Here is a 16,727-nt window from a genome sequence, read left to right as displayed (position 1 = left end):
CGGCTTATCGGGTCCACTTCGTGCAATTGAGAAGGTCAAGCACTTCTGATGGTTCCTGTAATATATTCTATTTCGACAAAACTCCCCATGTCGACTATGTATTATACCATAGGGCATTATTGAAGGCAAAATATTTTCAACGACGGGGTTCGATGTCCACGTACCGAGAGGTTCCCTAACCGTGCCCGAAATGGAAACAGCTGAGTTCGAAACCGACCTCAGTCTCTTCAAATACGACGACCTCGAACAGCTGCCCCCGGCCTACCGGGAGCTAGAGGCGGACGAACGGACCGAGCGCATCGAGGCGGCGCTCGAAACGCTGGGCGACGACGTGGTCATCCTCGGCCACAACTACCAGCGACGGGAGATCGTCGAACACGCCGACTTCGTCGGTGACTCCTATCAGCTCTCCGTAGAGGCCGCAGAGAGCGACGCGGACTACGTCGTCTTCGGCGGCGTGACGTTCATGGCCGAGTCCGCCGACATCATCACGGACGACGACCAGCGCGTGATTCTGCCCTCGATGGAGGCGTCCTGTCCGATGGCGGGGATGGCCGAAGCCCTACAGGTCGACGCCGCGTGGGCGGAACTCACCGCCGAGACGGACGAGACTATCGTCCCCATCACGTACATGAACAGCTACGCCGACCTGAAGGCGTTCTGCGCCGAACAGGGCGGGCTGGTCTGTACGTCCTCGAACGCGCACGAGGCCTTCGAGTACGCCTTCGAGAAGGGCGATAAAGTCCTCTTCCTGCCCGATAAACACCTGGGAGAGAACACAGCGCACCGGCTCGGTATCGAAGACGAGACCGTCGAGTGGGACCCGTGGGACCCCGAGGGGACCGACGCCGCTGCGGCGGTCGAAAACGACGTCGTCCTCTGGGAGGGGTACTGTCAGGTCCACGAGCGCTTCAGCGCGGACCACGTCGAGGCGGTCCGTGAGGAGGACCCCGACGCGAACGTCATCGTCCACCCCGAGTGCCGCCGCGAGGTGGTCGAGGCCGCCGACGTGGTGGGTTCGACGGCGACCATCTGCGAGACGGTCGCCGAGGCCGCCCCCGGCGAGACGTGGGCCATCGGCACCGAGATCCACCTCACCCAGCACCTCGAGCGCTGGCACCCCGAAGTGAACGTGATTCCGCTGTGTGGCGACGCCTGCATGGACTGCAACGCGATGCGCCAGATCGACCCGAACTATCTCACGTGGGTGCTCGAAGAGCTGGTCGAGGGCCGCGAGCGCAACGTCGTCGAAGTCGCGCCCGAGGAGAAGGAACTGGCGCAGGTCGCGCTCGACCGGATGCTGGAGATATAGCCGTGACGGACCAGAACTACGACACGTCGGACGTGCTCGTCGTCGGGTCCGGCATCGCCGGGTTAGCCGCCGCACTCGGAGCTGTTCGGCAGGGCGACGACGTCACCCTCGCCACGAAGGCCACCCGTCCCGAGGGGGCGTCCTCGTGGTGGGCGCAGGGCGGCATCGCCGTCTCGCGGGACGACCCCGAGCAGTTCAAAGAAGACATCCTCGCGGCCAGCGACGGCACCGCCGACCCCGCCGCCGTCGACGTCCTCGTGGAGAACGCCAACGATGCCGTCGAGGACGTGCTGTTCGAGACGCTGGAAGTCGAATTCGACAGAGATGGCGACGATCCGGACTACGCCCGGGAGGCCGCCCACAGCGAGGACCGCATCCTCCACGTCGACGCGGCGACGGGGAAACACGTCCACGTCCCGTTCCTGAACTACCTCGACGCTCGCGAGGGCGTCGAGATCACGGACGACACCGCCGCGCTCGAACTGATCCGTCACGAGGGTTGCGTCCACGGCGCGATGCTCGAATCCGACGGCGAGGTCCGGCCCCACTACGCCGGGAGCGTCGTCCTCGCCACGGGTGGCATCGGCGAGCTGTACGGCCGGACGACGAACCCCGACGACGCCACCGGCGACGGCATCGCCATGGCGGCGCTCGCCGGGGCCGACGTCGCGGACATGGAGTACGTCCAGTTCCACCCGACGGTGTGTGTGGACGGCGAGTCGCCGTTCCTCGTCAGCGAGGCCGTTCGCGGCGAGGGGGGCTTACTCCGCAACGGCGACGGCGAGCGGTTCATGCCCGAGTACCACGCGGACGCCGAACTCGCACCGCGGGACGTGGTCGCCCGCGCGGTGAAGGCCGAACGCGAGGCCACCGGCGAGGTACTGCTTGACGTCTCCCCGCTCGACTTCGAGACGGAGTTCCCCGGTCTCGCGGAACGCTGTGCGGACCACGGCGTCGACTGGGGGGAGGGGATTCCGGTCGCCCCCGCCGAGCACTTCCTCTGTGGCGGCGTCGCGGTCGACGAGTACGGCCGGACGAGTCTCGACCGGCTCTACGCCGTCGGGGAGTGTTCTCGCACCGGCGTCCACGGCGCGAACCGCCTCGCCTCGACCTCGCTGCTCGAAGGGCTGGTCTGGGGCCTGCGCGCGGGCGAGGACGCCGCCGGCCGCGGCGTCGAGCGAATCGACGCGCCGGACCTGCTGGAACGGGACCCGGACCTCCCCGAGCGGTTCGCCCGCGATAAGTTCCACCGCCTGCGCCGCGTGATGGACGAGCAGTTGAGCGTCGAACGGGACCCCGACGACCTCGGCCGCGCGATGGCGGTGCTGCGCCGCCTCAAGGGCGAGGTGGACGCCTACGTCCGCACCCGAACCTCCCGGTCGCTGTACGAACTGCGCCACGCCAGCGTGACCGCGCTGCTGGTCGCACGCCACGCCGCCGAGAACGACCGGAGCGTCGGCACGCACAACCTCGTCACGGAGCCGGCGGAACCGCCGGCCGACGACTGATGCTCACCGACGGCGACGTGGAGCGCTGGCTCCGCGAGGACGTGGGCCACCACGACGTGACGAACCAGGTTCCGGGCGATACCGGGGGCCGCCTCGTCGCCGGGGAGGACGGCGTGGTCGCGGGGCTCGACGCCGCGCGCGCGGTGTTCGAGTATCTCGGTTGCGAGGTGCGGCTTCCGAGCGAGGACGGCGGCCGAATCGAGGCGGGCGACGTCGTCCTCCGCGTCGAGGGAGCGGCCCGGGAGATACTGCGCGGCGAACGGATCGCGGTCAACCTCATCGGCCACGCGTCGGGCGTCGCCACGGAGACCCGACGGGCGGTCGAGGCAGCCCGCGAAGTCAGAGCCGGCGACGCGACCGAGGCGGACGGCGTCCGCATCGCCGCCACCCGGAAGACGACGCCCGGCCTGCGGGGCATCGAGAAACGGGCCGTCGCCGCCGCCGGCGGGGACACCCACCGCCTCGACCTCTCGCACATGGTGATGGTCAAGGACAACCACGTCGCGGAGATGGGACTGCACGGTGCCATCTCGCACTTCCGCGAGCGGGCCTCCTTCGCCACGCGACTCGACGTGGAGGTCGAATCGCCCGACGACGCCCCGAGGGCGGCCGAGGCGGGCGCGGACATCGTACTGCTGGACAACATGACGCCCGCGGAAACCGAGCGCGCGGTCGAACTCGTCGCGGCTACCGAGAGCGCGGCGCTCACCGAGGCCAGCGGCGGCATCACCGTCGCCGACGTGCCCGACTACGCCGCGACGGGCGTCGACGTGATCTCGATGGGGTCGCTCACTCACTCCGCGCCGACGCTCGACCTCTCCTTTCGCACCGGGTGAGCGAGTCGCTTTTCCGCCGCACGCTCTCACCGTCGGGTGATGCCCGACGACGTCCGAACCTGTGACGACCACGGTTTCTTCGAAGGAAGTAGCTGCCCGGCCTGCGGCTCCGAGGGGCGACACGTCGTAGACGGCGAGCACCGCCGCCAGCTCTCGAAGTTCGTCTCCGGGGCGCTCCGTCACTTCCCCGAGGACGCGGGCCTCGAACTGGATGCGGGGGGATGGACCTCGTTCGCCGCACTCACTACTGCCGTCGAGGGAAAGTACGGCTGGGCGGATCGAGAGGCGCTCGCGGCCGTCGTCGCGACCGACCCGAAGGGCCGGTTCGAGCGCACCGGCGGCGCGGACGCGAAGACTGCCGAAGCGACGGGGGCGGGCGACGACGCCGATCGAATCCGCGCGGCGTACGGCCACTCCGTCGACGTCACGCTCGACGCGACGGACGACCCGGTGCCGGCGACGCTGTACCACGGGACGGCACCCCGGAACCTCGACGCGATCCTCGACGAGGGGCTGAAGCCGATGAACCGCCAGCAGGTCCACCTCTCGGGGAGCGTCGAGGACGCCCTGGAGGTGGGTCGCCGTCACGCCGACGACCCGGTCGTCCTGCGAGTCGACGCCGCCGCGATGCGAACAGACGGTCACACCGTCACCCAACGCGGTCGAGCGACGTACACCGCCGATCGCGTTCCGCCTCGGTACCTCTCTCGGCGGGACGGCGAGTGAGAGACCGCCAGATAGCGACGGGAGGTGCGACGGAACCCTACGTTTCTTGTGCCATTCCCTCTCACTACCAGACGACCCCGGGTACGCGCCCGGACACAGGATGGTATCGGGAGACGCAGACAGTGGGAAACCGGTAGACGAGTTGCTCGCAGAGCGACCGCTGTCGGCGTATCTCGGCGGCGAGGAGCGGCTGTTTCACGTCCTGACGAACCGCCGCGTCGGCGTCGAACGAACTGGCGAGACGACGACACAGATTCGCCCCGCCGAGGACTGCGGAGCCGTCGCGGGTCTGACCGACCGACGCATCCTCCTCCTGGTCGGGGATCCAGCCGACCACGACGGCGACTTCGCGGCGTCGCTCCCCTACGCCGACGTGCGCGACGCCACCGCCGCCACGGAGCTGCTGACCGCCAGCCTCCGCTTCGAGACGGTCGCCGGCGCGACGTGGTCCTTCACCGCCCGCGAGGCCGACGTCGACGACGTCGAGACCTTCCTCACCGACGCCTGTGAGGGCTGGGGCGACGTGACGAAGGCGCTCGACGAACTCGACGAGCACTGCCGGGCGCTGGCCGACGCCCTCGACGCGGCGGACTGGGCGACCTTCGACGAGCGCCGGTCGGCCGCCGACGCGGCGATCGAAACCGCCCGCGCGGGGGCCGACGACGTTCCGATCGACGGCGTCGTCGAACGGACCGAACGGCTGGAGACCGACTGCTATCGCCTCGTTCGGGACCGCTACGTCCGTCGCGGCGAGGAGTTGCTCTCGGAAGCCGAGCGACTGCTCGGCGAGGAAGCGTTCGAGGCGAGTCGCGACCGCGTCGAGACGGCCCGCGAGCGGTTTCAGGACGCGACCGACGCCGCTACCGCCCACGGCGTGGACGATAGACCCGCCCAGGAGGCCCTCTCAGCGGCCGACACCTTCGCGGCGACCCTCGCCGCTCGCCCGCTCGAAAGCGCCCGAGGCATACACGACGAAGCGGTCTCGCTACAGGACAGCGCCGACCGGGTGGCCGCGCTCGAAGACGCGCTCGATGCCTACCGCGCGGTCGCGGGACTCGTCACCGCCGCGGACGCGCGCTTCGACGGCGACGAGGGGACGGTCAGAGGGGAGACCGAAGCGGTCATCGACGACCTCGTGACCGCTCGGCTGGCGCTCGCCCGCGAGCGCCGCGCGGCGGGCGACTGGGAGTGGCAGGCCGACAACGAGGAGGCGGCGTACGACCTGCTCTCCGCGGCCCGCGAAGACTTCGACCGGGCGCTCGACCTCGCCGAGCAGTTCCCGCCGGGCGACGCCCTCGCGATCGAACGCGAACGCGACGCGCTCGCGGAGAACTTCGACCCGCTGAAGATTCGCTACGAACTCGCGGAGGCCAACGCCGAACTGCGCGAGTGATCACTCCACCAGCGACGTGCCCGTCATCGCCGGCGGCTGGTCGACGCCCATCAGCGCGAGCATCGTCGGCGCGAGGTCGGCGAGCGTCCCGCCGTCGCGGGCCTTCTTCCCGCCCGCGGTGCCGTCGGGCGCGAGGTAGACGAACGGAACCGGGTTGGTCGTATGAGCCGTGTACGGGTCCTCTTCGGTACCCAGGTCGTCGGCGTTGCCGTGGTCGGCACAGATGAGGACGTGGCCGCCGGCGGCCCGGATCGCTCCGACCAGTCGGCCCAGCTGCTCGTCGACGGCCTCGACCGCCTCGATGGCCGCCGCGAAGTCGCCGGTGTGGCCCACCATGTCGGGGTTGGCGTAGTTGAGCACGAGCGCGTCGGGATCGTCCGACTCGATGAGTTCGATTGCGGTGTCGGTCACCCCGGGAGCGCTCATCTCGGGCTGCTGGTCGTAGGTCGGCACGTCGGGGCTCTCGATGATGCGCCGGACCTCCCCGTCGAACTCGACTTCGCGGCCGCCGTTCAGGAAGTAGGTGACGTGGGGGTACTTCTCGGACTCGGCCAGGCGGAGCTGGGTCTTTCCCGCCTCGGCCAGTACTTCGCCGAGCACGTCCTCGGGCTGGTTCGGCGGGAACGCCATCGGGACGCCGAACATCGCGTCGTACTGGGTCATCGTCACGAGGTGGATGTCCGGCGGTGTGGTGTCGTCGCCCCAGTCCTCGGGGTCGATGTCGGCGAGCATCCGCGTGAGCTGGCGGGCGCGGTCGGCCCGGAAGTTGAAGAGGATCGCGGCGTCGCCGTCTTCCATCCCCCCGTAGTCGCCGACGACGGTCGGCTCGACGAACTCGTCGGTGGTGTCCCGCGCGTACGATTCGGTGACCGCCGAGACGGCGTCGGGCGCGTAGTGGTCGCCCTCGCCGTCGACGAGCGCGTTGTAGGCCCGCCGGGTCCGGTCCCAGTTCTGGTCGCGGTCCATCGCGTAGTAGCGCCCGGTGACGGTGGCGACGTTCCCCGTCCCGTGCTCGTTCGCGTGCGCTTCCAGTTCCGCCAGGTAGTCCTCGCCGCCGGTCGGCGAGGTGTCCCGGCCGTCGGTGAAGGCGTGGGTCACGGCGTCGGTCCCGCGCTGGCCCGCCAGTTCGATGAGCGCGTGGAGGTGGTCCTGATAGGAGTGGACGCCGCCGTCCGAGACCAGCCCCATGAAGTGCACGCGGCCGCCGTGTTCCTCGGCGTATTTGAAGGCAGAGAGGACGGTCTCGTTCTCGAAGAGGGGCGGGTCCTGCGCGTCGCCGTACTCCTCCGCGGACAGCTCCCCGCGCGAGCGGGCGATGCTGTCGCTGATGCGCGTCGAGTCCTGCTTGACGACGCGGCCGCTCCCGATGTTGAGGTGGCCGACCTCGGAGTTGCCCATCTGGCCCTCCGGCAGACCGACCCGGCGGCCGTGGGTCTCCAGCGTCGAGTGTGCACCTTCCTCCCAGTACCGGTCGAAGTTCGGCGTCTCGGCCGCGGCCACGGCGTCTCGGACGCCGTCGTCCGGGTTCAGGCCCCAGCCGTCGAGGATGATCAGCCCGACTTGCATACGGGAGGGGTGGTGTGACCGGCGTAATAGCCCTTCGGTCCCTCAACGGCCGTCCGGACCGCGAGGAGCGTAGCAATCGGGAGAAGACCCGAACCGATCGCGCACGCCTCGCTCCGGGACGGCGGTCGATAGCCGCGAACCCGGAGATTAAGAGGGTGGGCGGTCACCCTACGGGCATGACGCGGAACATCCTCTCGGACGGTCTGGCCGACAGCATCGTCACGACGGCGCGGACGGCCACCGGCGACTCGCTGCGCTCTGTGACCTACTTCACGCGGGCGAACTTCGAGCAGTTGTACCTGCGGGAGGACTTAGAGCAGGACGCCGACCTGAACGACTTCGTCGGCCACGAGTGGCAGGGGTACAAACAGACGAAGAACGCCTATCAGGAGTCCGAACTCGGGGAGTACAAGTTCACGGTTCGGGCCTTCGAGAACGGCTACCTGCTCCGAGTGACCACGGAGCGACAGGGCGTGCTCATCACCACCGACGGCCTCTCGATGAGCTCCTACGAGGAGATCGCCGAGGCCATCGAGCGCCTGCTGCGAGAGGAGTCGGGCAAGGAGTGACTACGTCAGACTCAGCGCCCAGTTGACCGCGTTGAGGGCGACGAGCAACCCGCCTTCCAGCCGCGAGAGCACCGTTTCCGTGTAGAACAGCACCGTCACGAGGACCGTCACGCCCAGCAGCCACGCGGTCCCCTCGACGCCGACGGGCGCGACCGTCAGCGGTCGGACCAGGGCGGCCAGTCCGAGCACGCCGAGGACGTTGAAGATACAGCTCCCGACGATGTTGCCCGCCGAGAGGCCGGTCCGGCCCCGGCGAGCCGCCGCCAGCGAGGTGACGAACTCCGGGATCGACGTGCCGGCGGCGACTACGGTAATACCGATGGCCCATTCGGAGATCCCCGCCGTCCGGGCGATGTCGACGGCCGCGGCGACGAGCAGGTGCCCGCCGCCGACCACGAGCGCGAGACCGCCGAGCAGTCGGAGCGCGTCCAGCGGCCCGGCGGCGTCGGGCGCGGCGGCGACGCCGTCGTCGCTCGCGTTCCGGGCGAGCCACGCGAGGTACGCCAGGAGGCAGCCGAACAGCGCCGCTCCCTCGACCGCGGCGAGCCGCCCGTCGAGGACGAGCGCCAGGAGGAGCGCCGTCGACCCGACCATCAGCAGCGCGTCCCGCCGGACGAACGCCAACGAGGTGGTCAGCGCCCGCGCCAGCGCGACGCCGCCGAGGATGAACCCGAGGTTGAGGACGTTCGAGCCGACCGCGTTCGCCACCGAGATGTCCGACTGGCCGGCCAGCGCCGCGTCGATGGTGACGGCGAACTCGGGCGCGGAGGTCCCGAACGCGACGACCGTGAGGCCGACGACGACGCCGGGGACGCCCACCCATCGGGCGAGGCGGCTCGCCCCGGTGACGAACTGCTCGGCCCCGAACCAGAGCGCGACGACGGCGACGCCGACGAACAGGACGTCGAAGAGTACCACGGCGGCTCACCACCCGCGGACGGGCCGGCGTCGAGAGGCAGGTGACACGGGTCCCGCTACTGACACGGGACCCTTATGTCTGACCATCGGCCCACCAGAGTTATGCCGGCCCCAGCGAATCCACGGACATGACGCTGGACCCGGTACACGTCGACGGCATCGCCCGCCTCGCCGGGCACGTGCGCCAGACCGTCGAGACGAGTGACCAGGGGGCCGCCGCCGAGGAGGTGTGGGCGAACTTTCTGGACCCGCTGTATCAGGACGGCCGCGAGATACTCGCGCCGATGGGCGACCGTCGACGGCGGAAGGTCCCCATCGCGGACGTGGCGCTCGAAGACCCGCCGTTCCCGACCCAGCACGGGCTGGACTCGGGGACGATCAACCCGACGACGTTCAAGAACGGCCTCGTCCTCGACGTGGCCCAGGCCGCCATGAGCGCGGTTCCCTCCGACGTGGAACTCCACCGCGGTCGGACGATACTCATGGCCGTTCACTCCAACGACGTGACCCTCGACGTCGGCGGCGACTGGACGCTCGACGACCGCGGATACGCCAAGCGGCGCGTGCTCGACGCGCCGAAGGTCGACCGGTACGAGCAGCGGGTCGTCCACGCGCTGGCGCTGTACCTCGCCGAGAGCGAACACGCCCTGACCAACGCGGAGGTGGTCGACGACCTCTTCGTCCTCGACGGGCCGCTCTATCCGACCGGACTGCTCCGCTGGGCCGAACGGGATACGGAACTCGCGGATTTGCTAGCGGAGGACGACCGGCCGAAGGCCGTCGTGGGCAACTATCTCGAACTCGTCGAGCGCTTCGTCGAGCGGGACATCCCGCTCGTGGGCTTCATCAAGAACTCCGCGTCGAAGGGGTTGACCCGCGCGGTCAGGGGGAAGACCAACGCGCCGTGGGTCAACGACACCGCCTTCTTCCGGCGGATACTCGAACGCCGCGACGACGACGGCGAGTTGCGGACCGACCACCTGACGTTCACCAACTGGTTCCGCTCGCGCGGCGGCACCGACGGCGTGATGGCCGCCGACGGCGACGCGCTTGGCATCGAGCGCTCGCTCGACCCGGAGGCCTACGAGGTCACCTTCTTCTCGCTGTACGACCCGCGGACCGACCTCGTCTTCCGCGTCGAAGCGCCCTACGCCTTCACGAGAGACGAAGACAGACGGGAGCGACTCGCGCGCCAGATTCTCCACGACGTGGCCGCCGAGCGCGGCCCGCCGCTGGCGATCTCGAAGGCAGACGAACTCGCCAGCATCGACCGGCAGGGGAGCGAGGAACTCACTCGCCGGATCGAGCGGGAGTTCGACACCGGTCGGGAGAAGGACTTCGACGACACCCGCTGGGGGGCCGTCGACGAGGCGTTCTGACCCTACGCTTCGGCTTCCTCCGCCTGCTGTAACACCGTCACGTCGACGTCGGCCGCCTCGACGCCGAGGCGGGCGAACTGGGTGCGGACGTGTTCCTTCGCCGCCTCGATGGCCGCCTCGCGCGTCTCGAACCCGCGGGGCATCGGCGACTCGAAAGCCACGCGGAGTTCCCGGTCGCCGACCGTCTGCGCCTGGCCGCCGCTCTCGACCTCGTAGAAGGCGTCACAGATCCAGACGTACGGCGACCCCTCGTCCGGCGCGCCCTTGAACGACGGCGGGTCTTCCCCCGGTTCGTACAGCGTTCCGGTCAGGCCGGTCCCACCCGCGGTACCGCGAACGAGTAACATATCTCTCGATAGGCGCGCCGACGGCAAAAACCTCTCCTCGAAAGGCTCTTGGTCGTGCGGTTCGTGCGGCGAGCTACCACACATCACGCGGCTCCCGACGCCGGGCGCTCGTTCTCAGAACGTGCAGTCGACGACGACGGGCAGGTGATCGGAGGCGTAGTGATCGTCGTCGCGGTCGGCGACGGCCGCCCAACTTTCGACGCCGACGTCCTCGCTGACGAAGACGTGGTCGATGCCCATGTCGGGGAGGAGATTTCGAAAGTCCGTTCGGGTCGTCGTCGGTCCGTGACGCCGTGCGGTCAGATCACGGGCGTCCCGAAGCAGTCGGCCGTCGCGGAGTTCGTGACCGTCGGCCCGCCGGTGGGCCGGGTCGCCGACGACGCAGTTGAAGTCGCCGCTGAGGACGACCGGGTCCTCGGCGGCGAAGCCGTCGATGCGGGACAGCACGAGGTCGATACCGCTCTGGCGGGCGCGTTCGCTCTCGTGGTCCAGATGCGTGTTCACCGAGACGAGCGTCTCGCCGGTCGTCCGGTCCCGAAGCCGCGCCCACGTCGCCACGCGGGGGTATTTCGCGTCCCAGCCGACGCTCCCGACCGCCTCGGGCGTCTCAGAGAGCCAGAACGTGTCGGTCTCCTCGCAGTCGAAGCGGTCTGTGCGGTAACCGATAGCGGTGTGCTCTCCGCCCGCTTCGACCGTATCCCGGGGGTCACCGACCCAGTCGTAGCCGTCGAGGAGCGATTCCAGTTCCCGCATCTGATGGCTCTGTGCCTCCTGTACGCCGACTACGTCGGGGTCGTGATAGCGGACGGTCCCGGCGACGAGTCGCCGCCGATGCGTCCAGTTGTCCAGCCCGTCTTCGGCGGTGTCGTATCGGATGTTGAACGACATCACCCGCACCGGATCCATACACTCGCTCTGCCGGCCACCCGGGTAAGGGTTCGCTTCCGCCGACGGTCGTCTCGGCCGCGGCGATCCCGGAATCGGCGATCGTTCCGCTCGGGCTCACCGCGTCGGCCGGTCGGCCGGTGGTCTCGACCGGAACCGGGCGAGCGGTTCGATAGTGGCTCGAAAGAGTCGAAGCGCCGTTTCGGGCCGTCACACTGCTCCGAATCCGGGTTCGCCGGCGCGTTCGAAGCGTCGCCACCACCGCCGTGCGGGGGAAAGGTGTTAATCGGAGGCTACCGTGAAGGCTGATATGTCCGATCTGGGGGATTTCACGGATTTCGATGACGGCGACGCCGCCGACGCCGGCGACGCCGACGACGAGACGCCGCCCGCCCGAACCGACCAGACCGTCGACGAGAGCGCCGCCGCCGACGGGGACGGCTTCGAATCGCTCGACGTCGAACCCGCCGGCACCGACTCCGGATTAGGCGTCCTCTCGGCGGCCAACGGCCTGCGCATCAGCGAACGGGACGACGAGTGCGTCCTCCGGGCCTACGTCACGGCACAGAACCGCTCTGCGGTCCGCATCGGGAAGTACCTCCTCGTCCCCTATCCCGACGGCGAGCGCCTCTTTTGCCGTATCTGCTCGCTAGAGTACGCACAGGAGTTCCGCGCCGACGACGCTACCGAGATTCACGCCCGCCGCGCGATGCGTCAGGAGGGCATCGACGAACAGGACTTCAAGTTCATCGCGGAACTGGAGCCGGTCGCGGTGCTCTATAGCGACGACGGCGAACTGAAGCGGCGGATGACCGACCGCGTCCCGAAACCCGAGACCGTCGTCCGCGAGGCCACCGACAAGTCCGAGATCAAGACCGGGCTGAAGATCCCGGAGGACGGCGTCTTCCTGGGCCACCTCTCGGTCGGCGGCGAGAAGGTCCAGACGAGCGCCGAACCGCCGACAATCGACTACCGCCTGAAAGACGACTACAGCGAGGGCGACCCGCTGGTCTTCCGGCACACTCTCGTGGCGGGCGGCACGGGGTCGGGGAAGACCCACAGTTCGAAGAACGTCCTCCGACAGTATCTGGGCCGCACCTACGAGATGAGCGACGGGCGCTCGCCGGAACTCGCCGTCGTCCAGTTCGACCCGCAGGACGAGTACGCCCAGATGCACGACGACAACCCGGCGATGACCGACGAGTTCGCCCGCCGCTGCGAGCGGGAGGGCGTCGCCTGCGGCGGCTACGACGACACCATCGCGTTCGTCCCCAAGGTCGCCGGCACCGACTACAACGTCAGCCACCACCGCGCCGAGCAGGTCGAGTTCACGATCCCGTTCTCGCTGGTCCATCAGAACCCGTGGCTCATCGCCGGGTCGAGCCTCAACGACAACCAGTACGGCGCGCTGGTCAACACGTTCCTCCCGCGGTTCAAGCGCCAGTACGGGCGGGAGGCCACCTACGACCAGTTCCTCTCGTTCCTCGACGACCCGGCGCTGAAAGAGGAACTCCACGAGGCCGGCGACGTCCACGAGGCCACCTTCGACGCGGTCAAGCGCCGCGTGCGCGGGTTCGGTGCCGTCTTCGACCAGGACGCCGTGCCCATCACCGACCAGGTCTCACAACTCGTGCGCGCGGGCGGCCTGACGGTCATCCCGACCTACCACATCACGGACTCCCGCACCGCCTCGACGGTCGTTCTCGCGGTTTCCAGCCTGCTCATCGACCAGAAGCTCTCGAACGACCCGCGCTACGACCGCATCAAGGAGACGCCGCTCGTCCTCGGGATGGACGAGGCCCACAACTTCCTCACCGACGCCGACAGCGTGCAGGCCGGGAAGGTCATCGGGAAGTTCACCGAGGCCGCCAAACAGGGCCGCAAGGAGCGACTCGGCCTCTACCTCATCACGCAGGACCCACAGGACATCGCCGACCCCGTGTTCAAGCAGATCAACACGACGATGGTCCTGAACCTCGGCGACGAGGACGCCATCTCGGCCGTGAACATCCCGAAGAACCTGGAGTCGAAGGTGCCCTACATGGAGAAGGGCCAGCGCGTCGTCTACTCGCCCGACAACTCCGAACCCGTCGAACTCATCGGCCTCTCGACCTGCGTTACTCGCCACGGCCGGGACTGACGCAGGCGTGACGGGTCGTAGTGGGTACTGCCTACCGACATCCGTCGAGTCTGGACAGCGGGAAAGACCCGAGCCCCTTTCATTCCCACCCGGTTCGGGAAGCCGACCATCCAATGCGAGTGAACTGAGCGGAATCTCCGATTCCGCGAAGGTCGGAAGACGCGGAGCGTCTCCGGGACTGAAAGGGCCGGGAGCTTTCTAGCCGTTTTACTGGTCGCTCTGTTCGAAAACCCCGCGAGAAACTGTAACTCAGTCGCCGAAGACAAGACACATGTGCGACAGGCGAGTGGTATCGAGCACATGAGTGGCACGTTCGAACCGTCACGAGCGAACGCGACCGGGACGGTAGACCGGAGCATCACCAAGATAATCGGGATGGGATCGGCGCTGGTCGCGGCCAACATCCTCCTGATGCTGGCGCTGTCGTACACGCCGATCGCGCCGCTCGGCGCGGCGCTGTTCTCGAGTTTCTTCGTCGGCGTCGCCGTCTTCGCCGTCTCCGTCGGGGGCGGGTTCTGGATAGCGAACAAGGGGCTAAATCGCGGGAGCGTCGGGCTGTCCGGCGTCGGCGTCGCGCTGATGCAATCCGGGTACGGCCTGTTCGGTGCCGCGATCCTCTACATCTACGGCGGCGGCGGGATTCGCGTGCCGGCGATCGGCATCGCCACTGTCGTCACCGGCCTCATCACCGCCGTTATCGCCGCCGTCGTCTTCAAGACGAACCACGACTTCTCGGGGTGGCAGCGCTACGCCTTCGGCTGTTTCATCCTCGGACTGGTGGTCGGCGCGGCGGGCGTCTTCCTCAACCCGCTCCTGCTGGTGGGTGCCAGCCTCCTCTTCTTCCTCGGGTTCGTCGTGGACCTGACCTACGAGATATGGGCCGTGCGGGAGAACCGCTACGCCAGCGACTTCCGCAACGCCATCGGTATCTACGTCGCCGTCATGGGCGTGTTCGTCCACGTCCTCCAGTGGGTGCTGCGAATCCTCTCGGCGCTGGACCAGTAGGGCGAGGCTTTCGCCCAATACCTTTAGGCGGGGCGGCCGCGACGGTTCTCGTATGCAGGTCGCCGTTCTCACACACGAATCGTTCCCCGACCGAGCCAAGACGGCCGTCGGACTGCTCCGCTACGGTGACCACGAGGTTCGCGCCGTCGTCGACAGGGAGTACGCGGGCCAGCGGGTCAGCGACCACCTCCCGGACGTACAGGACGCTCCGATCGTCGCCTCGATGGACGAGGTGCCCGAGGTGGACGCGCTGGTCGTCGGCATCTCCCCCATCGGCGGCGAGTTCGAGGAGTCGTGGCGATCCGATGTCCGAGCGGCGCTCGAACGCGGCTGTGACGTCCTCTCGGGACTGCACGACTTCCTCGAAGACGACGAGGAGTTCGCCCGCCTCGCGGCCGACCACGGCGGCGAGCTACGGGACTTGCGGAAACCGCCGGAAGACCTGACCGTCGCAGAGGGGACCGCGGGCGAGGTCGACGCCACCGTCGTCACCACCGTCGGCACCGACTGCTCGACGGGGAAGATGACCGCCTCCTTCGAGCTGCGCGACGCCGCGCGCGAACGCGGGCTGTCGGCCGAGGTCGTCCCGACGGGCCAGACCGGCGTCGCCATCACCGGGTGGGGCATCGTCGTCGACCGCGTCATCGCCGACTACGCCGCCGGGGCCGTCGAGCGACTCGTCGAGACGCCCGAGGACCAGGACCTCCTCATCGTCGAGGGGCAGGGGGCGCTCGCCCATCCGGCGTACTCCGGCGTGACGACGAGCATCCTCCACGGCTCCGCGCCGGACGCCCTCGTGATGTGTCACGAGGCCGGACTGGAGGCCATTCACGGCTACGAGTCCTTTACCATCCCGCCCCTCGACGAGTACGTCGACATCTACGAGCGACTGGCCGCGCCCATCTCGGACGCGTCGGTCGTCGCGGGCACGCTGAACACGAGCAAACTGGACGACGACGCGGCCGACGACGCCGTGGCCGAGTACGCGAACGCCCTCGGCGCGCCGGCGACGGACCCGGTTCGCCACGGCGTCCCCGACGAGGTGCTCGACGCGATTCTATGAACGGGGACGTCGAGCGATACGACCTGCCGATCTCGACGCCGTTCGGCATCGCCCGGGGAACCAGCGAGACCAGCGCCACCGTCGTCGTCGAACTGACCCACGAGGGGACCACCGGCTATGGCGGCGTCACGCCCTCGGCGTACTACGACGAGACGGCCGCGAGCGTCGCCGAGACCCTCCCGGAGATGCTCGCCGTCGTCGAGCGGGTCGGCGACCCCCACGCCGGCCAGCGGATCGAGCGACGACTCCGCGAGCAGTGGTCGGACGAACCGGCCGCCCGGAGCGCCGTCTCCATCGCTCTCGCGGACCTCGCCGCTCGCTGCCTCGACGTCCCCCTCTATCGCCAGTGGGGACTGGACCCCGACCGAATGCCGCCGACGACGTACACTATCGGAATCGACTCGGCCGAGCGGATGGCCGAGAAGGCCGAGGCAGCCGCCGAAGCGGGCTTCTCGCATCTGAAAGTGAAACTCGGCACCGACGACGACCGGGCGCGCTTCGAGGCGGTACGCGAAGCCGCGCCCGACGCCGAAATCAGGGTCGACGCCAACGCGGCGTGGGAGACCGATGCGGCCATTACCGCCGCCAGGTGGCTGGAGGACGCCGGGGTGACGATGCTCGAACAGCCGGTCGCCGCCGAGAATATCGACGGACTGGCGCGGGTCACCGAATCGACGGCGATCCCGGTCTGTGCCGACGAATCCTGCGTCACCGCGACCGACGTGCCGAGCGTCGCCGACGCCTGCGACGTCGTCAACGCGAAGCTCGTCAAGTGCGGCGGCGTGCGGGCCGCGAAGCGACTCGTCCACGCCGCCGACGCCCACCGTCTCTCGACGATGCTCGGCTGTATGGTCGAGTCGAACGCCGCAATCGCCGCCGCCGTCCACCTCGCGCCGCTGTTCGACTACGCCGATCTGGACGGCGCGCTCCTCCTCGATGCGGACCCCTACGAGGGCGTCCCGCTCGACCGCGACCGCTTCGACCTCCGAGCGGTCGAATCGGGGACCGGCGTCCGACCGAACCCCGCGTTCGACGGCTCCGGCTGACCCCGGCGAATCCTCCGACGGAACCGTTCAATAC

The 16,727-nt window shown here is 68.8% G+C and carries 15 protein-coding genes; 11 read left to right on the top strand and 4 right to left on the bottom strand.

Annotated features, from left to right (window positions below):
• The first annotated feature begins 190 nt into the window (after nt 1-190).
• The 5 genes from nadA to EGH23_RS09555 all read left to right on the top strand — a co-directional run bounded on the left by nadA (nt 191) and on the right by EGH23_RS09555 (nt 5,775).
• Entirely contained in the window at nt 191-1,312 is a 1,122-nt protein-coding gene (gene nadA / locus EGH23_RS09575) for a quinolinate synthase NadA (protein ID WP_220579852.1), read from the top strand.
• Between the two features lie 2 nt (nt 1,313-1,314).
• Nucleotides 1,315-2,820 carry an L-aspartate oxidase gene (locus EGH23_RS09570; protein ID WP_220579768.1) on the top strand — a complete coding sequence of 502 codons (1,506 nt, stop codon included), beginning with the start codon at nt 1,315-1,317 and terminating at the stop codon, nt 2,818-2,820.
• On the top strand, nt 2,820-3,656 hold the full coding sequence (nadC, locus tag EGH23_RS09565; RefSeq protein ID WP_220579767.1) for a carboxylating nicotinate-nucleotide diphosphorylase: 837 nt from the start codon (nt 2,820-2,822) through the stop codon (nt 3,654-3,656). The genes EGH23_RS09570 and nadC overlap by 1 nt, the downstream gene beginning before the upstream one ends.
• Nucleotides 3,657-3,695: 39 nt before the next feature.
• On the top strand, nt 3,696-4,382 hold the full coding sequence (locus tag EGH23_RS09560; protein WP_220579766.1) for an RNA 2'-phosphotransferase: 687 nt from the start codon (nt 3,696-3,698) through the stop codon (nt 4,380-4,382).
• A gap of 100 nt (nt 4,383-4,482) precedes the next feature.
• Nucleotides 4,483-5,775 carry a hypothetical protein gene (locus tag EGH23_RS09555; RefSeq protein WP_220579765.1) on the top strand — a complete coding sequence of 431 codons (1,293 nt, stop codon included), beginning with the start codon at nt 4,483-4,485 and terminating at the stop codon, nt 5,773-5,775.
• Here the strand turns inward: EGH23_RS09555 and gpmI are convergent, their stop codons facing one another.
• Nucleotides 5,776-7,341, bottom strand: a complete 1,566-nt coding sequence (gene gpmI, locus EGH23_RS09550; RefSeq protein ID WP_220579764.1) for a 2,3-bisphosphoglycerate-independent phosphoglycerate mutase — start codon at nt 7,339-7,341, stop codon at nt 5,776-5,778.
• Between the two features lie 176 nt (nt 7,342-7,517).
• Between gpmI and EGH23_RS09545 the strand changes: the two genes are divergently transcribed.
• Nucleotides 7,518-7,910 carry a DUF7522 family protein gene (locus EGH23_RS09545; RefSeq protein ID WP_220579763.1) on the top strand — a complete coding sequence of 131 codons (393 nt, stop codon included), beginning with the start codon at nt 7,518-7,520 and terminating at the stop codon, nt 7,908-7,910.
• On the opposite strand, the gene EGH23_RS09540 is transcribed toward EGH23_RS09545, so the two are convergent.
• On the bottom strand, nt 7,911-8,828 hold the full coding sequence (locus EGH23_RS09540; RefSeq protein ID WP_220579762.1) for a calcium/sodium antiporter: 918 nt from the start codon (nt 8,826-8,828) through the stop codon (nt 7,911-7,913).
• A gap of 128 nt (nt 8,829-8,956) precedes the next feature.
• On the opposite strand from EGH23_RS09540, the gene EGH23_RS09535 reads away from it, so the two are divergent.
• A complete protein-coding gene (locus EGH23_RS09535; RefSeq protein WP_220579761.1) occupies nt 8,957-10,207 on the top strand; it encodes a DNA double-strand break repair nuclease NurA in 1,251 nt (416 codons plus the stop codon).
• Between the two features lie 2 nt (nt 10,208-10,209).
• Here the strand turns inward: EGH23_RS09535 and EGH23_RS09530 are convergent, their stop codons facing one another.
• Nucleotides 10,210-10,554 carry a DUF7113 family protein gene (locus tag EGH23_RS09530; RefSeq protein WP_220579760.1) on the bottom strand — a complete coding sequence of 115 codons (345 nt, stop codon included), beginning with the start codon at nt 10,552-10,554 and terminating at the stop codon, nt 10,210-10,212.
• Between the two features lie 114 nt (nt 10,555-10,668).
• Nucleotides 10,669-11,460 carry an endonuclease/exonuclease/phosphatase family protein gene (locus tag EGH23_RS09525; protein WP_220579759.1) on the bottom strand — a complete coding sequence of 264 codons (792 nt, stop codon included), beginning with the start codon at nt 11,458-11,460 and terminating at the stop codon, nt 10,669-10,671.
• A gap of 289 nt (nt 11,461-11,749) precedes the next feature.
• On the opposite strand from EGH23_RS09525, the gene EGH23_RS09520 reads away from it, so the two are divergent.
• From EGH23_RS09520 to EGH23_RS09505, 4 genes are all read left to right on the top strand, one after another.
• On the top strand, nt 11,750-13,579 hold the full coding sequence (locus tag EGH23_RS09520) for an ATP-binding protein (protein ID WP_220579758.1): 1,830 nt from the start codon (nt 11,750-11,752) through the stop codon (nt 13,577-13,579).
• Between the two features lie 300 nt (nt 13,580-13,879).
• Entirely contained in the window at nt 13,880-14,584 is a 705-nt protein-coding gene (locus EGH23_RS09515; RefSeq protein ID WP_220579757.1) for a hypothetical protein, read from the top strand.
• 52 nt (nt 14,585-14,636) lie between these two features.
• Nucleotides 14,637-15,647, top strand: a complete 1,011-nt coding sequence (locus tag EGH23_RS09510) for an N-acetyltransferase DgcN family protein (protein WP_220579756.1) — start codon at nt 14,637-14,639, stop codon at nt 15,645-15,647.
• Nucleotides 15,644-16,693: a dipeptide epimerase gene (locus EGH23_RS09505; protein ID WP_220579755.1), complete on the top strand. Its 1,050-nt coding sequence runs from the start codon at nt 15,644-15,646 to the stop codon at nt 16,691-16,693. Before EGH23_RS09510 ends, EGH23_RS09505 begins: the two co-directional genes overlap by 4 nt.
• The last annotated feature ends 34 nt before the right edge of the window (nt 16,694-16,727 follow it).

The sequence above is a fragment of the Haloarcula nitratireducens genome (assembly GCF_019599505.1).
The sequence above is the reverse complement of the archived record's forward strand: the minus strand, read 5'-3'. Positions and strand labels throughout refer to the sequence as shown.

Excerpts from the sequence above, each read along its gene's own strand:
- nadC (WP_220579767.1), top strand. The coding sequence starts at position 2,820 with ATGCTCACCGACGGCGACGTGGAGCGCTGGCTCCGCGAGGACGTGGGC.
- EGH23_RS09530 (WP_220579760.1), bottom strand. The coding sequence starts at position 10,554 with ATGTTACTCGTTCGCGGTACCGCGGGTGGGACCGGCCTGACCGGAACG.
- nadA (WP_220579852.1), top strand. The coding sequence starts at position 191 with ATGGAAACAGCTGAGTTCGAAACCGACCTCAGTCTCTTCAAATACGAC.
- gpmI (WP_220579764.1), bottom strand. The coding sequence starts at position 7,341 with ATGCAAGTCGGGCTGATCATCCTCGACGGCTGGGGCCTGAACCCGGAC.
- EGH23_RS09520 (WP_220579758.1), top strand. The coding sequence starts at position 11,750 with ATGTCCGATCTGGGGGATTTCACGGATTTCGATGACGGCGACGCCGCC.
- EGH23_RS09505 (WP_220579755.1), top strand. The coding sequence starts at position 15,644 with ATGAACGGGGACGTCGAGCGATACGACCTGCCGATCTCGACGCCGTTC.
- EGH23_RS09560 (WP_220579766.1), top strand. The coding sequence starts at position 3,696 with ATGCCCGACGACGTCCGAACCTGTGACGACCACGGTTTCTTCGAAGGA.
- EGH23_RS09555 (WP_220579765.1), top strand. The coding sequence starts at position 4,483 with ATGGTATCGGGAGACGCAGACAGTGGGAAACCGGTAGACGAGTTGCTC.
- EGH23_RS09510 (WP_220579756.1), top strand. The coding sequence starts at position 14,637 with ATGCAGGTCGCCGTTCTCACACACGAATCGTTCCCCGACCGAGCCAAG.
- EGH23_RS09545 (WP_220579763.1), top strand. The coding sequence starts at position 7,518 with ATGACGCGGAACATCCTCTCGGACGGTCTGGCCGACAGCATCGTCACG.
- EGH23_RS09515 (WP_220579757.1), top strand. The coding sequence starts at position 13,880 with ATGAGTGGCACGTTCGAACCGTCACGAGCGAACGCGACCGGGACGGTA.
- EGH23_RS09535 (WP_220579761.1), top strand. The coding sequence starts at position 8,957 with ATGACGCTGGACCCGGTACACGTCGACGGCATCGCCCGCCTCGCCGGG.
- EGH23_RS09525 (WP_220579759.1), bottom strand. The coding sequence starts at position 11,460 with ATGGATCCGGTGCGGGTGATGTCGTTCAACATCCGATACGACACCGCC.